This is a genomic window from Photorhabdus aegyptia (genome assembly GCF_000612035.1).
In the GTDB taxonomy this organism is placed as follows: Bacteria; Pseudomonadota; Gammaproteobacteria; order Enterobacterales; family Enterobacteriaceae; genus Photorhabdus; species Photorhabdus akhurstii.
The window spans coordinates 1-14,498 of record NZ_JFGV01000037.1 but is presented as its reverse complement, the minus strand read 5'-3'; the positions used below and the strand labels follow the sequence as shown (position 1 = coordinate 14,498).

Here is a 14,498-nt window from a genome sequence, read left to right as displayed (position 1 = left end):
TATTGGCAGACGGATGGCAAAAATTTAGAGGAATAACTTAATGAGTATCAGCACACCTTGGGTTTTTATTTCAGGAGGATCACGTGGTATCGGCAAAGGCATAGTAAAAATGCTGGCTGCTCAGAACTATCACGTGGTTTTTACCTATAAATCAAGCACAAATGAAGCTCAAACATTGTGTCAGGAAATTGAACAGCAAGGTTATCGCTGTGAGGGCTATCAATGTGATGTCTCAAACGCCGAAGAAGTCAAAATATTGTCAACAGAGCTTATCTCACGATATGGCTCTCCCTATGCCATCATCAATAATGCCGGAATTACACAAGATGCATTGCTAATAAATATGAAAGAAGAAGAGTGGCACAATGTGATTTCTACCAATCTTTCTTCTGTTTATTTAGTCAATCACGCTTTTCTCCCTGAAATGATTACTGCGGGAGAAGGCTGCATTATCCACATGAGCTCAGTCACTGCGTTTAAAGCCAACTCAGGGCAAGTTAATTACGCTGCAACCAAAGCCGCTATGATCGGTATTACCCGCTCATTAGCAGTTGAAGTTGGCCGATTTAATGTTCGGGTCAATACCGTTGCGCCAGGCTTGATTGATACTGAGATGTTGGATCATATTCCTGCATCACACAGGAAAAAACTATTATCTAACATCCCATTAGGCCGTTTAGGTTCAGTGGAAGATATTGCTCTGACAATCAATTTCCTGCTCAGCTCCGGCGGACGCTACATCACCGGGCAAACATTCGTTATTGATGGAGGAATGACTGCCTGAGTCAGTTAACTAATTAACATCAATGGCTTCGTATCCCTATTCTGTGATTATTTGTACCCAGATAAATGTTCTGGGTACTAGCACAAAATACCGTTAATCATTGCCAGATAGACAATCCAGCCTATCTGATAAATGTTAATAACGATAATAAACAATTTTAATATTAAATCATGCTTTTTGCGTTAAGTGCTAAATACTAGCAATTTTCATTTTATCAAATGAGAAGGGCTTGACCTTGTAGTCGACTCCAAGGTGTTTAATCAAATATAAGTACATTAATTAAGACAAATTTACTTTTAATCACTGTGATGGGAGAGAACACATGGCCGGAGAAATACAATCACCTCCGCTTAATGAGAAAAAGTCAAAGCGTAAATTAGCACTGATCCTCGCAGCTCTCTTATTTGTTTTTGCCGGGTTGGGTTACTTCGCCTATTGGCTTATTTCACTACGTCATTATCAAGCGACTGATGATGCTTACGTTGTTGGTAATCAGGTACAAGTGATGGCCCAAATCACCGGTAGCGTAACCGCTATTTATGCCGATAATACTGACTTCGTTCAGCAAGGCGATATTTTGCTACGTTTGGACTCTATTGATGCAGAACATGCTTTTGAACGAGCGAAAAATACATTGGCTAATAATGTCAGGCAAACCCACCAAACCATTATTGATAATGAAAAACTATTGGCTAACATTGAGCTCAAACAAACGGTATTACAACAGGCTCAAGATGATTTAAAACGACGTGAACATCTGGGACTCACCGGTGCTATCGCCAAAGAAAACCTGATTCATTCCCGCAATAGCGTGCAAATGGCAAAATCTGAGCTGAATGTTGCCCGACAACAATATTATGCCAACCAAGCATTAGTTATAGACACTCCATTAGATCAACAACCTAAGATTAAACTGGCTGCTTCCCAGCTTCGCGATGCATGGTTAACCTTACAGCGTACCCAGATTGTAGCGCCGGTAACCGGCTACGTTTCACGCCGCAGTGTTCAAGTAGGCTCACAAATAAAAAGCGGCGCTCCCCTAATGGTTATCGTACCCGCAGATCAACTTTGGGTCGAAGCTAACTTCAAAGAAGTTCAACTCGCCAATGTCCGTATCGGTCAACCTGTAACACTGGTGAGTGATTTCTATGGTAGTGATGTCATTTATAAAGGTCAGATCGTTGGTCTTGATATGGGAACAGGCAGTGCATTTTCTTTATTACCGGCACAAAACGCCACCGGCAACTGGATCAAAGTGGTTCAACGTTTGCCTGTTCGTGTTGAATTGGAAGCACAGCAGCTTATTGATCATCCTTTACGCATTGGTTTATCCATGCACGCCACAGTTGATACCCGAAATCGGGATGGTCTGGTGCTTGCCAATACACCTCGCAACAGCATTGTTTATGAAACCAACGTCTTGACTTACAACACCGGAGAAATTGATCAGCTAATTAACGAAATCATTCAAGTTAATACCAGTCAAAATAAGTGAGGTTAACATGCTAAAAGAGCCATTATCAGGAGCCAAACTTGGCTGGCTAACCCTGGCTTTAGCATTAGCCGCTTTTTTACAAATATTAGATCTGACTATTGCTAACGTTGCAATATCAACAATTGCTGGAGATCTGGGTTCATCAGTATCACAAGGTACTTGGGTAATTACTTCATTTGCTGTTGCAAACGCGATCTCTATCCCATTAACTGGCTGGTTAGCAAAACGGTTCGGGGAAGTCCGGGTTTTCTTAATTTCAATGATCTTGTTTGTGATCACTTCCTGGTTATGTGGTATTGCTAATAGCCTGGAAATGTTGATCATTTCCCGCGTTCTACAAGGTATCTCAGCCGGGCCAATTATGCCCCTTTCGCAAAGTTTGTTACTCAACAACTATCCTCCGCTAAAACGCAATATGGCTCTGGCAATGTGGTCAATGACTATCGTTGTCGCTCCGGTTTGTGGCCCCATACTTGGTGGTTGGATCAGTGACAACTATCATTGGGGATGGATCTTCCTCATCAACGTTCCGGTTGGCTTTGTTGCCATTGCTATCACCTGGATATTGTTAAAAGACCGGGAAACTGAAACAACGGCTAGGTCAATTGATGTCATAGGGCTAATTTTATTGGTCATCGGTGTTGGTTGTTTTCAACTATTACTCGATAGAGGAAAAGAGCTTGATTGGTTCAATTCAACAGAAATTATTGTATTAGCCATTACCGCCGTCATTGCCATCACTTTCCTAATTATTTGGGAACTCACCGATGATGATCCGATCATTGATTTATCACTATTTAAATCTCGTAATTTTACTATCGGTACCTTATGTATCAGTTTGGCTTTCCTACTCCACATAGGCACGCTGGTTTTGCAACCTCAATTATTACAAATGGTGTTTGGTTACACAGCAACCTGGGCAGGATTAGTAATGGCTCCATTAGGAATAGTGCCGATAATGCTCGTTCCACTCATTGGTCGTTTTAGTTCAAAAATTGATATGCGTTATTTAGTTATGTTCAGCTTTATCATTTTTGCACTCTGTTTCTTTTGGAGAACAAATACCTTTGAGCTATCAATGGACTTTGCCACCGCTGCCTGGCCACAATTTATTCAGGGCTTTGCTATCGCCTGTTTAATTATGCCACTAACAGCCATTATACTATCTGACGTTGAACCCGCTAAAATCGCCTCTGCCGGTAGCTTGTTCAACTTTTTACGCACTCTGGCAACATCCGTAGGGACTTCAATTACCACCACCATGTGGTCCCGTCGCGAAGCTGTCCACCACGTTCAGTTAACTGAATCGATAACTCCCCATAATCCTATTGCCCAACAAGCCTATGAAAAAATGGGACAATTAGGGATGTCGCAAGCCCAAACCAGCCATTCTCTGGCACGTGAAATCACGAATCAGGGCTTGATTATTGCCGCTAACGAGATTTATTGGCTATTTGGCTTTATTTTTCTGATCTTGCTGATCTTTATCTGGTTGGCAAAACCCACTGTTGGAGAAAAGAAATAGCACAATGATCAAAGAATTTGTTATAGAGTTCTTTCCAATGGAACCTCGGTGAATATTAAATCTTGTCAAAATAGCCCCTTAACAAGGCGCTATTTTGTCGTTTTATAGAATACATTTTTTCATTACCAAGACACCGATCAACCTCCGGCTGCTTCAGACGCTTGGCACATTAAAAAGAATTTAAACGCGGGGGTATCCGTCTCATCGTGATACGCATAGCCTAATGCATCAAGATGACGCTTAAAACGCACTTCCGCTTCTGACAATTCAAATGCGGCTAACACCCGGCCATAATCGGTACCATAATTGCGATAATGGAATAACGTAATATTCCAATGAGTTCCCAAAGTTTGTAAGAACTTGAGCAACGCCCCCGGCGATTCAGGAAATTCAAAACTAAACAAGCGCTCTTTCAATGGCTTAGATGGGCGACCGCCGATCATATAACGAACATGTAATTTCGCCATTTCATCATCTGAAAGATCAGCAACCTGATATCCTGCGGTACGCAATTCCTCGATAATTTCCTGTCGCTCCATTTCACCACGACTCAAGCGAACACCAACGAAAAGACAAGCCTGATCAGGATCTGCATCCGTATAACGATAATTAAATTCTGTTACCACCCTATCGCCCAACTTCTGGCAAAAACTCAGGAAACTCCCTTTATGTTCAGGAATAGTCACTGCCAGCAATGCTTCCCTCTGCTCGCCCAATTCACAACGCTCAGAGACATAACGCAACCCGTGAAAGCTCACATTAGCGCCAGAAAGAATATGCGCCAGTCGTTCACCTTTAAGCTGATACTGCTGAACATACTTTTTCAATCCAGCTAGTGCCAATGCACCGGATGGCTCAGCAATCGCACGTACATCTTCAAACAGATCTTTTACCGCCGCACAAATAGCATCACTGTCTACCGTGATAACACCATCCACATATTGCTGACACAAACGAAATGTTTCATCACCGATACGCTTAACAGCAACACCTTCAGCAAACAAGCCAACTCGTGGTAAATCTACCGGATGTCCAGCTTCCATTGCCGCTTTCAGGCAAGCTGAATCCTCCGCTTCCACCCCAATGATTTTGATTTCTGGCATCAGTTGCTTAATCAACACTGCCACTCCAGCAATCAAACCACCACCACCAACAGGTACAAAGATGCGATCCAAGCGCACATCCTGTTGTAAAAGTTCCATCGCCAGTGTTGCCTGACCCGCGATTACAGCGGGATGATCAAACGGAGGAATAAAGGTATAACCCTCCTGTTGTGCCATTTCTATTGCTTTAGCTTTAGCCTCATCAAAATTAGCGCCATACAACAGAGCCTTACCGCCGAAACGACGGACTGCATCAACTTTAATATCCGCAGTAGTAACCGGCATAACAATCAGAGATTTAATTCCCAAACGATTGGCAGAAAGCGCCACCCCCTGAGCATGATTACCGGCTGACGCAGTAATCACTCCTCGGTTTTTTTGTTCCTCAGTCAAACCTGCAATCATGGCATACGCACCACGGAGCTTAAAACTGTGAACAGGTTGTCGATCTTCCCGCTTTACCAAAATAGTATTTCCCAAGCGGGCAGAAATTTTCTCCATTTCCTGCAAAGGAGTCACCTGAGCAACTTCATAAACCGGCGCGCTTAATGCCGCCTTCAAATACTCTGCACCATTTGGTGTGGAAGTTAAGGGAAGAAATGCAGCCATGCGATTATCCCCCTAACTTAGATTTATCACGGACAGCGCCTTTATCCGCACTAGTCGCCAATGAAGCATAGGCTTTCAGGGCAAACGATACCTGACGTTCACGAGCTTTCGGTGTCCACGCTTTATCTCCGCGAGCAAATTCAGCTTCTTGACGGGTAGCAAGTACCCTTTCATCTACATCAAGTCGAATTTTCCGCAGTGGAATATCAATATCAATAATATCGCCATCTTGAACCAATCCGATTAACCCACCATTAGCCGCTTCCGGAGAAACATGGCCGATCGACAAACCCGAGGTACCACCAGAAAAACGCCCGTCGGTAATCAATGCACAGCTTTTACCTAACCCCATAGATTTTAGATAAGTCGTCGGATACAACATTTCCTGCATACCGGGTCCGCCTTTTGGTCCTTCATAACGAATGACCACCACATCACCAGCAACAACTTTTCCACCCAAGATCGCATCAACCGCATCTTCCTGACTTTCATAAACTTTGGCTGGCCCACGGAACATCAGACTACCCTTATCAACCCCCGCAGTTTTTACAATACAACCATCTACAGCCAAATTACCAAATAGAACAGCGAGACCACCATCCCGGCTATAGGCGTGTTCAATGTCGCGAATACACCCTTCTACACGGTCAGTATCCAACGAAGGCCAACGACAATCTTGTGAAAATGCTTGAGTAGTACGGATACCCGCAGGGCCTGCCGAATACATTTCCTTTACTGATTCATCCGCCGTTTGCACCACATCGTACTGATTAAGCGTCTGTAACAAATCCAGACCCAAAACATTTTTAACCTGATGATTCAACAGACCCGCTCTATCCAGCTCACCTAAAATACCGATCACACCACCAGCACGATGAACATCTTCCATATGGTACTTTTGTGTACTTGGTGCAACCTTACATAGATGAGGGATCTGACGAGACAAACGATCAATATCCGCCATAGTGAAATCAACTTCTCCCTCCTGCGCTGCCGCCAGTAAGTGAAGCACGGTATTAGTTGAGCCACCCATTGCAATATCCAACATCATCGCATTTTCAAATGCGGCTTTCGTTGCAATACTACGCGGCAGAACACTATTATCATTTTGTTCATAATAGCGCTTAGTCAGCTCAACAATGCGTTTGCCTGCATTCAGAAACAACACCTTGCGATCTGCATGAGTAGCCAGTAATGAACCGTTCCCCGGTTGAGACAAGCCCAACGCTTCTGTCAAACAATTCATAGAGTTAGCGGTAAACATGCCTGAGCAGGAACCACAGGTTGGGCAAGCTGAGCGCTCAATCTGGCTACTATCCTCATCACTGACATTCGGGTTCGCACCTTGGATCATGGCATCGATCAGATCCAATTTGATAATCTGATCTGACAATTTAGTTTTACCCGCCTCCATAGGACCACCGGAAACAAAAATCACCGGAATGTTCAGGCGCAATGCCGCCATCAGCATACCTGGGGTAATTTTGTCACAATTGGAAATACACACCATCGCGTCCGCACAATGTGCATTCACCATATATTCAACAGAATCAGCAATTAATTCACGTGACGGCAGAGAATAGAGCATACCACCATGCCCCATTGCGATACCGTCATCCACCGCTATGGTATTGAACTCTTTTGCAACACCGCCTGATGCTTCAATCTGTTCAGCAACCAGTTTACCTAAGTCCCGCAAATGAACATGCCCGGGAACAAACTGAGTAAATGAGTTAACTACTGCAATAATCGGTTTACCAAAATCTGCATCGGTCATCCCTGTCGCGCGCCATAAAGCGCGAGCTCCAGCCATATTGCGACCATGAGTCGTAGTGGCAGAACGGTACTTAGGCATTATTTTCACTCCCGTGTCATCAAAACAGGCGGGGAACGAACCGCCCGTTAAATTATTTATAGTTCTACTAAAGGTATAGTTCTATTAAGGATTGACCGGATCTAACCAGCCCCATTTATCGTCTGTCGTGCCATCAAACAAACCAAAGAAAGCTTGTTGAATTTTCTTAGTAACAGGCCCGCACTTACCGATACCAACCTGAATATCATCAACACTACGAACAGGTGTGATTTCAGCCGCTGTACCTGACATAAAAATTTCATCAGCCAGGTACAAAGATTCGCGCGACAATACCTGTTCACGCACTTCCAGCCCCAAATCTTTCGCTAATTTGATAATGGCATCACGAGTAATTCCTGGTAATGCAGATGAAGTAAATGGTGGAGTGAACAATATGCCCTCTTTTACTTCAAACAGATTTTCACCCGCACCTTCAGAGATATAACCATGAACATCCAATGCGATACCTTCTTGATATCCACGACGACGAGCTTCACTACCTACCAAAAGTGAAGATAGGTAGTTACCACCTGCTTTGGCCGCAGTTGGTATTGTATTTGGCGCTGCACGATTCCATGAAGAAACCATCGCATCAATCCCTTGATCCAGTGCTTCTTCTCCCAGATAAGCTCCCCAAGGAAAAGCGGCAATAATAACATCCGTTTTATAGCCAGCCGGTGGATTAACCCCCATGCCAACATCACCGATAAAGACGAGTGGGCGTATATAAGCACTGACTAAATTATTTTTACGAAGAGTTGCCCGACATGCTTCCATTAATTCATCGACACTTTGGCTCAACGGCATGCGATAAATCTTTGCAGAATCATGTAAACGCTGCATATGCTCACGATGACGGAAAACCACGGGCCCTTTATGAGAGTCATAGCAGCGAATTCCCTCAAAAACAGAGGTGCCATAATGTAAAGCATGGGACATGACGTGAACTTTAGCATCTGCCCAAGGAACCATCTCACCATTGAACCAAATGTAATCGGATTGCTTCGTCATTCTCTTATTCCTTTATTTCTACGTTATGCACGTATGAGTTGTGATTTTTGTTGCAGGATCTTGACGCCAGCGACATCCACTAATTTAGCCAGTTGTGAAGACAACAAATTAACCGGTTTTTGGCTGGCGACAATTAATTCGATATTAACATTATCGCCATCCATTGTTTGATCCATATTCATGGAACAGATCTGAAATCCACGATGACGCGTTACCCGTAAGATACGCTCTAATATTTCAGGACGGAAACGAGCATGGATTGCAAGTTGATGCTGCATCATAGTGATTTCTCCAACATAGTTTCATTGCTTGCACCGGGAGGGACCAACGGCCAAACGTTCTCTAATTCCTCAATAGATACCTGTAATAAATAGGGGCCTTGACTAGTGAATAATGCATTCAGCGCTTCATTAATCTGTGATTTATCCGTGATATGTTGCCCCGGAATATCAAAAGCTTTCGCTAATGTGACAAAATCAGGGTTATCTGTTAATGTCGTTTCGCTATATCGCTTATCAAAAAACAGCTCCTGCCATTGCCGCACCATTCCCAACCGCTGGTTATCCAACAATAAAATTTTTACTGGTAATTGTTTGCGTTTAATTGTCCCCAATTCCTGAACATTCATCATGAAAGAACCATCACCAGATACACAGATCACCATATCTTCCGGTCGAGCAATCTGAGCGCCAATCGCAGCAGGGATACCAAATCCCATCGAGCCCAACCCACTAGATGTAATAAAATTTTCAGGCCCATCAAAAGTCATATGCTGAGCTGTCCACATTTGATGCTGTCCAACATCGGTAGTAATAACCGTATTACATGCTTTACGATCTGAAACCTGCTTCAATAACCAAGGCGCATAGATACTCTCCCCCTGATGGTCATAACACCAAGGATATTCAGCTTTCAGAGATTTCACTTCCTGTTGCCAGGGCATAATTGACAATGGTTGTTGCAAACGGGGCAATAATGCCTTCACATCCCCCAGTAACGACACATGAGCCTGACGTAATTTACCCAACTCTGCCGGATCGATATCCAGATGAATAACTTTTGCACGTGGAGCAAAAGTATTAAGTTTGCCAGTCACACGATCGTCAAAACGAGCACCCACAGCAATCAACAAATCACATGACTGAACGGCAAGATTGGCCGCTTTCGAACCATGCATCCCAAGCATGCCCAGATAACATGGATGTTCTGAATCAGCAGCTCCCAAACCTTTCAACGTAGAAACAACCGGCATACCTGTTTCCACAACAAAATCTCGCAGAACAGAAACTGCTTGAGACATCCCGACTCCACCGCCGACATACAATACTGGCTTTACAGCCGCCGCAATCATCTTCCGAGCTTGTTCTAATTCACTTTCCGAACAGGGCGCTTTTTGCTCAACGGGTACCAAATGTGGAACCAAATTCCCCTCTTTCAGCTGAATATCTTTAGGAATATCAATCAAAACTGGGCCAGGTCGACCACTAGTGGCAATAGAAAAGGCTTCCGCCATAATTTGAGGTAAATTTTCCAGTGAATCCACTAAGAAACTGTGTTTGGTACAAGCAAGGGAGAGACCTAAAACATCAACTTCTTGAAAGGCATCAGTTCCAATCAATTCAGAACCAACCTGACCAGTGATAGCAACAACAGGAACAGAATCTAACAACGCATCGGCTAATCCAGTGATTAAGTTTGTTGCTCCCGGTCCCGATGTAGCGATACAAACTCCCGGCTTACCACTGGCTCTCGCATAACCGATTGCAGCCATAACCGCCCCCTGTTCATGCCGACAAAGCAAATGCTCCACACCACCATCGTACAAAGCATCATAAACCGGCATGATCGCACCACCAGGGTAGCCGAAAACCTTATCAATCCCCTGCGTTCGTAATGCTTTTACAACCCACTGCGCCCCGTTCATTTTTCATATCCCCTGTGTTTACCCTGTGAGACAAGATTTTGTTCTGTTGTATGTTTCCGTCTCTATCTGATTTTGCTTGTCGAAAAAAAACCCCCGCGCCTTTCGGTGCGGGGGTCTTCGAGAGATCTGGCTGTTTTTCTAAGCCTTTCTTCGTCCAAGTGCTGCCCCGCACGGTGGGATAATAATCACCACCACGCTGACAATAATTAGGCTAATCACTAGGACAAATGTGTTCATAATCTTGGTCGTTTAATTCGTTTGTTTAATCTATATTTAAGAGTTATCACGTTCTTTATAGCTTGACAACATTTATTTTGTTTTATTACTCGACATAAAAAAATATCGTTTATTTTCAATAAAATACTTACTATTTAGATTATTTGTCCAGTAAATACTCCAATTTAAGTTATAAAAACTAACTGATTAGATATAAACAAAACAATACACAAAGCGGTAACATAAAAAACAAATCATTCAACTATAACCAAAAGTAAAGATCTTATTATTAATCACCTAAGTGATAAAAACTTCTCATTAAAAATAAATCAGAATGATATAACACACTAAATTTATTCACTGTGAAAAATATATAAATTTGAATTTCAAATAAACTATTTCAATAAAACCAATCTAAAAACATGACTTAAATAAAACCCCATAATATGAATATAAAAATAATTAATTTTATAATCCAAATTAAAAAATAAACCATAAAAATCAATAAAATGAAATAAAAATCACTTAATGATAAGTTTAAAAAAATCTTTCGCGCTGCTTCACAAAATATTTATTAGAGCCGCTTCGCAAAAAAATAATAGAAAACTATTTATTATCTAATTTCAGTCCATCATATGTCCTTTCTTACGAAGGAGAATAGGATGGCCCTCGCTGTTATTTATACCAGAGCGACTATAGGTATTCATGCCCCAATTGTTACTGTTGAAGCGCATATTAGTAATGGCTTGCCTGGATTAACTCTGGTTGGTTTACCTGAAACAGCCGTAAAAGAAGCAAGAGATCGTGTCAGAAGTGCGTTGATCAACAGCGGGTTTACCTATCCGTCTAAAAGAATCACCGTCAATCTTGCGCCCGCAGATCTTCCCAAAGAAGGTGGTCGTTATGATTTACCGATCGCTATCGCTATTCTAGCCGCTTCAGAACAAATACCTACCAATACACTAAATCATTATGAATTTCTTGGTGAACTCGCTCTATCCGGTGGTTTACGAAAAGTTAACGGCGCAATTTCAGCTGCACTCAGCGCAGGAGAAGCAGGAAGGCAACTTATTCTACCAACAGAAAACGCAATAGAGCTGGCAATCTTATCTCAGAATGAAACGTTAATGGCAGAACACCTCTTACACATCTGCCACTTTCTTCAGGGAGAAAAACAACTACTGACAACAACGATCCAACATAAACCCTCAATAGAGCCATCACAGCCAGATCTTCAGGATATTATTGGTCAGGAACAAGCAAAACGCGCACTGGAAATCACAGCAGCAGGCGGACATAATCTTTTACTACTTGGCCCACCAGGGACAGGAAAAACAATGTTGGCAAGCCGCCTATGTAGTTTATTACCGCCATTAACAAACAAAGAAGCCCTTGAGGTCGCCGCCATCAATAGTCTGGTGGATACCTACCTTCCACCTGAACAGTGGCATACACGCCCATTCAGAGCGCCTCATCATAGTTCTTCAATGGCAGCACTGGTTGGCGGTGGCGGACTTCCAAAACCTGGTGAAATTTCACTTGCTCACAATGGCGTACTATTTCTAGATGAACTACCTGAATTTGAACGCAGAGTCCTTGATGCTCTCAGAGAACCACTGGAATCAGGGGAAATAATTATCTCCCGAGCCAGAGCAAAAGTTTGTTTTCCTGCTCAAGTTCAATTGATCGCAGCAATGAATCCTAGCCCGACAGGCTACCATCAGGGAATTCACAATCGAAGTAACCCCCAGCAAATACTTCGATACCTAGCTAAACTTTCTGGACCTTTTTTGGATCGTTTTGATCTCTCAATTGAAGTGCCTCTGTTACCGATTGGAACATTGAGTAGCCCTAATAGATCAAGCGAAAGCAGTAAAAATGTAAGATTAAGAGTGCTGGCAGCGCGAGAAATACAACTGAAACGCTGTGGAAAAATTAATGCTCATCTGAATAGCAAAGAGACAGAGGCATTTTGTAAGCTCAAACCTAACGATGCTGTATTTCTTGAACAAACGTTAATAAAACTAGGGCTTTCAATCCGAGCATGGCACCGAATTCTGAAAACATCCCGGACACTTGCTGATTTAGAAGAAAAAAAAGAGATAGAAAAACCACATATCATGGAAGCTTTAAGCTACCGCAGTATGGACAGGCTATTAATACAATTACAAAAACAATCGGGTTAGAAATGAAAAAGGGGCAAAGCCCCTATATTCACAATTTGTGATGATATTAATCATCAGTGTCGGTATAGTCATCAGAAGCATCGATCTGAGGCTTACCGCCTGAAAGAGTATGAAAACGTTTTGGACGACTAATCCTTGCAAGATATTTGGTCCATACTTTTTCTTCCATTGTCACAGGCTGCCGTTCACCCCGGCAAACAGCAACAAACAGCTCTTCTACTTCTGTTTGAGGCTCGCGTTTACCAAGATCTAACTCATTAAACGCATAACCGTGGCGCTCTAGCAATTGCGCCTCTTTAATGGTGAAATCCCCATGACGGGAGAACCCACGAGGGTAATTTTTGTTATCAAAAAAACGATTAGTCGTGATGAAGCTTTCGGCCATCTGACACACTCCTAATTCTAGTACTGTTACTATCATGCCAATTATGGCGCGGAGTATTAGATAGGCCTGGCGTTCTGTAAAACAAAAAATTTAAATCTTAACGATAAATATTATTGGAGATATATGTGGACACTGAATTACTGAAAACCTTCTTGGAAGTCAGTAAAACTCGTCACTTTGGGAGAGCAGCCGAATCATTGTACCTGACGCAATCAGCAGTTAGCTTTCGCATACGCCAGCTAGAAAATCAATTAGGTACCCATCTTTTCACACGGCACCGCAATAACATCCGTCTTACAGCAGCAGGAGAGCGCCTTGTTCCCTATGCTGAATCACTGATGAGTACTTGGCAGTTGGCTAAAAAGGAGATCATGCACGCTTCTCAACATACTGAATTAACAATTGGTGCCACCGCATCACTATGGGAAGCATATTTAACCCCCTGGTTACAAGATTTCTATAAAAAACATCAGGAATTAAGATTAGAATCTCGGGTTTCTACACGACAATCCCTTGTTAAACAACTTCATTCTCGTGAATTAGATCTGTTAATCACTACCGAACCACCTAAAATGGATGAGTTCCAAAGCCTATTATTAGGGAATATTTGCTTGAAATTATTAACAACAGAAGAAAATCTGAAATGCCAAATTAAAAATTACATCAAACTAGAATGGGGAGCTGATTTCCATCATCAGGAACAACGGATCTTAAAAAGTGAGCAGCTACCCATCATCACAACCACCTCAGCACATATAGCCCGCCAACTACTCAATAGCGTAAGAGGAGCCGCCTTCTTACCAATACACTGGCAAAATGAACATCCAGAACTGGTTTCTTATCCAAACACTGAACTAATTGAACGTCCATTATATGCTATATGGCTACAAAAAAATGATCAGCAAGCATTCATTCAACAGCTATTAAAAATACCTATCATACATACTTCTGCAAGAGGTTAAGAAGTTTTCATATAAATCATTCAATCAGTAAGTATGTGTTCTGCAAAACTTATGGATAGCAATACTATACGAAAACAGGAATGAAAATAGTAAGGGAGAAAGAAGTTTCAGATAGAGCATAAAGTGGGATTACTTTTTTATCTTCCCACATATAGCTCCTTATTTACCAAATAATCCTTACGTATAGTTTGAAATTATGACTTGAATCAGACATAGTGTTCCTACCTTATCGTTTTAGGTATCCTTTCCTTCAATTCAAGCCTTTCTTAAGAAAAAAACTTCGTAATCAAAATATTAGATAAAATTCTTTCGCATATATCCTCCAGACACTTAGTTCAGAAGAGCTTTTACTAGGTAGTGTCCCTTAATTATATAATCTCCGGCAAAAGAGTCGAATACAGCCTAATTTCACCATCGACAGATAGTTTCGTGCTGTTTTTTCA

12 protein-coding genes are annotated in these 14,498 nt (G+C 42.3%); 5 read left to right on the top strand and 7 right to left on the bottom strand.

What is annotated here, in order from left to right:
- The first annotated feature begins 40 nt into the window (after positions 1-40).
- The 3 genes from fabG (at position 41) to BA1DRAFT_RS12560 (ending at position 3,804) form a co-directional block, all read left to right on the top strand.
- A complete protein-coding gene (gene fabG, locus BA1DRAFT_RS12570; RefSeq protein WP_036779636.1) occupies positions 41-784 on the top strand; it encodes a 3-oxoacyl-ACP reductase FabG in 744 nt (247 codons plus the stop codon).
- Between the two features lie 322 nt (positions 785-1,106).
- Complete coding sequence (gene emrA, locus BA1DRAFT_RS12565; protein WP_036779634.1) at positions 1,107-2,279, top strand: multidrug efflux MFS transporter periplasmic adaptor subunit EmrA; 1,173 nt, start codon at positions 1,107-1,109, stop codon at positions 2,277-2,279.
- Positions 2,280-2,286: 7 nt separating this feature from the next.
- Entirely contained in the window at positions 2,287-3,804 is a 1,518-nt protein-coding gene (locus tag BA1DRAFT_RS12560; RefSeq protein ID WP_036779631.1) for a DHA2 family efflux MFS transporter permease subunit, read from the top strand.
- Positions 3,805-3,941: 137 nt separating this feature from the next.
- On the opposite strand, the gene ilvA is transcribed toward BA1DRAFT_RS12560, so the two are convergent.
- The 6 genes from ilvA to ilvL all read right to left on the bottom strand — a co-directional run bounded on the left by ilvA (position 3,942) and on the right by ilvL (position 10,543).
- Complete coding sequence (gene ilvA / locus BA1DRAFT_RS12555; RefSeq protein ID WP_036779628.1) at positions 3,942-5,516, bottom strand: threonine ammonia-lyase, biosynthetic; 1,575 nt, start codon at positions 5,514-5,516, stop codon at positions 3,942-3,944.
- Between the two features lie 4 nt (positions 5,517-5,520).
- Positions 5,521-7,371: a dihydroxy-acid dehydratase gene (gene ilvD, locus BA1DRAFT_RS12550; protein WP_036779625.1), complete on the bottom strand. Its 1,851-nt coding sequence runs from the start codon at positions 7,369-7,371 to the stop codon at positions 5,521-5,523.
- An 84-nt stretch (positions 7,372-7,455) separates the two neighbouring features.
- Positions 7,456-8,382, bottom strand: coding sequence for a branched-chain amino acid transaminase (locus tag BA1DRAFT_RS12545; protein WP_036779622.1), 927 nt, complete (start codon positions 8,380-8,382; stop codon positions 7,456-7,458).
- Positions 8,383-8,405: 23 nt separating this feature from the next.
- Positions 8,406-8,663, bottom strand: coding sequence for an acetolactate synthase 2 small subunit (ilvM, locus tag BA1DRAFT_RS12540; RefSeq protein ID WP_036779619.1), 258 nt, complete (start codon positions 8,661-8,663; stop codon positions 8,406-8,408).
- On the bottom strand, positions 8,660-10,306 hold the full coding sequence (gene ilvG, locus BA1DRAFT_RS12535) for an acetolactate synthase 2 catalytic subunit (protein WP_036779616.1): 1,647 nt from the start codon (positions 10,304-10,306) through the stop codon (positions 8,660-8,662). The genes ilvM and ilvG overlap by 4 nt, the downstream gene beginning before the upstream one ends.
- A 138-nt stretch (positions 10,307-10,444) precedes the next feature.
- Positions 10,445-10,543 (bottom strand): ilv operon leader peptide, encoded by a 99-nt coding sequence (gene ilvL, locus BA1DRAFT_RS22025; protein ID WP_071647081.1) that lies wholly within the window; start codon positions 10,541-10,543, stop codon positions 10,445-10,447.
- A 641-nt stretch (positions 10,544-11,184) separates the two neighbouring features.
- Here ilvL and BA1DRAFT_RS12530 point away from each other — a divergent pair.
- Positions 11,185-12,708 carry a YifB family Mg chelatase-like AAA ATPase gene (locus BA1DRAFT_RS12530; RefSeq protein ID WP_036779613.1) on the top strand — a complete coding sequence of 508 codons (1,524 nt, stop codon included), beginning with the start codon at positions 11,185-11,187 and terminating at the stop codon, positions 12,706-12,708.
- 46 nt (positions 12,709-12,754) lie between these two features.
- On the opposite strand, the gene BA1DRAFT_RS12525 is transcribed toward BA1DRAFT_RS12530, so the two are convergent.
- Positions 12,755-13,093, bottom strand: coding sequence for a MaoP family protein (locus BA1DRAFT_RS12525; RefSeq protein WP_036779611.1), 339 nt, complete (start codon positions 13,091-13,093; stop codon positions 12,755-12,757).
- Positions 13,094-13,218: 125 nt separating this feature from the next.
- Here BA1DRAFT_RS12525 and hdfR point away from each other — a divergent pair, with 125 nt between their 5' ends.
- A complete protein-coding gene (gene hdfR, locus BA1DRAFT_RS12520) occupies positions 13,219-14,055 on the top strand; it encodes an HTH-type transcriptional regulator HdfR (RefSeq protein WP_036779608.1) in 837 nt (278 codons plus the stop codon).
- Positions 14,056-14,498: the final 443 nt, after the last annotated feature.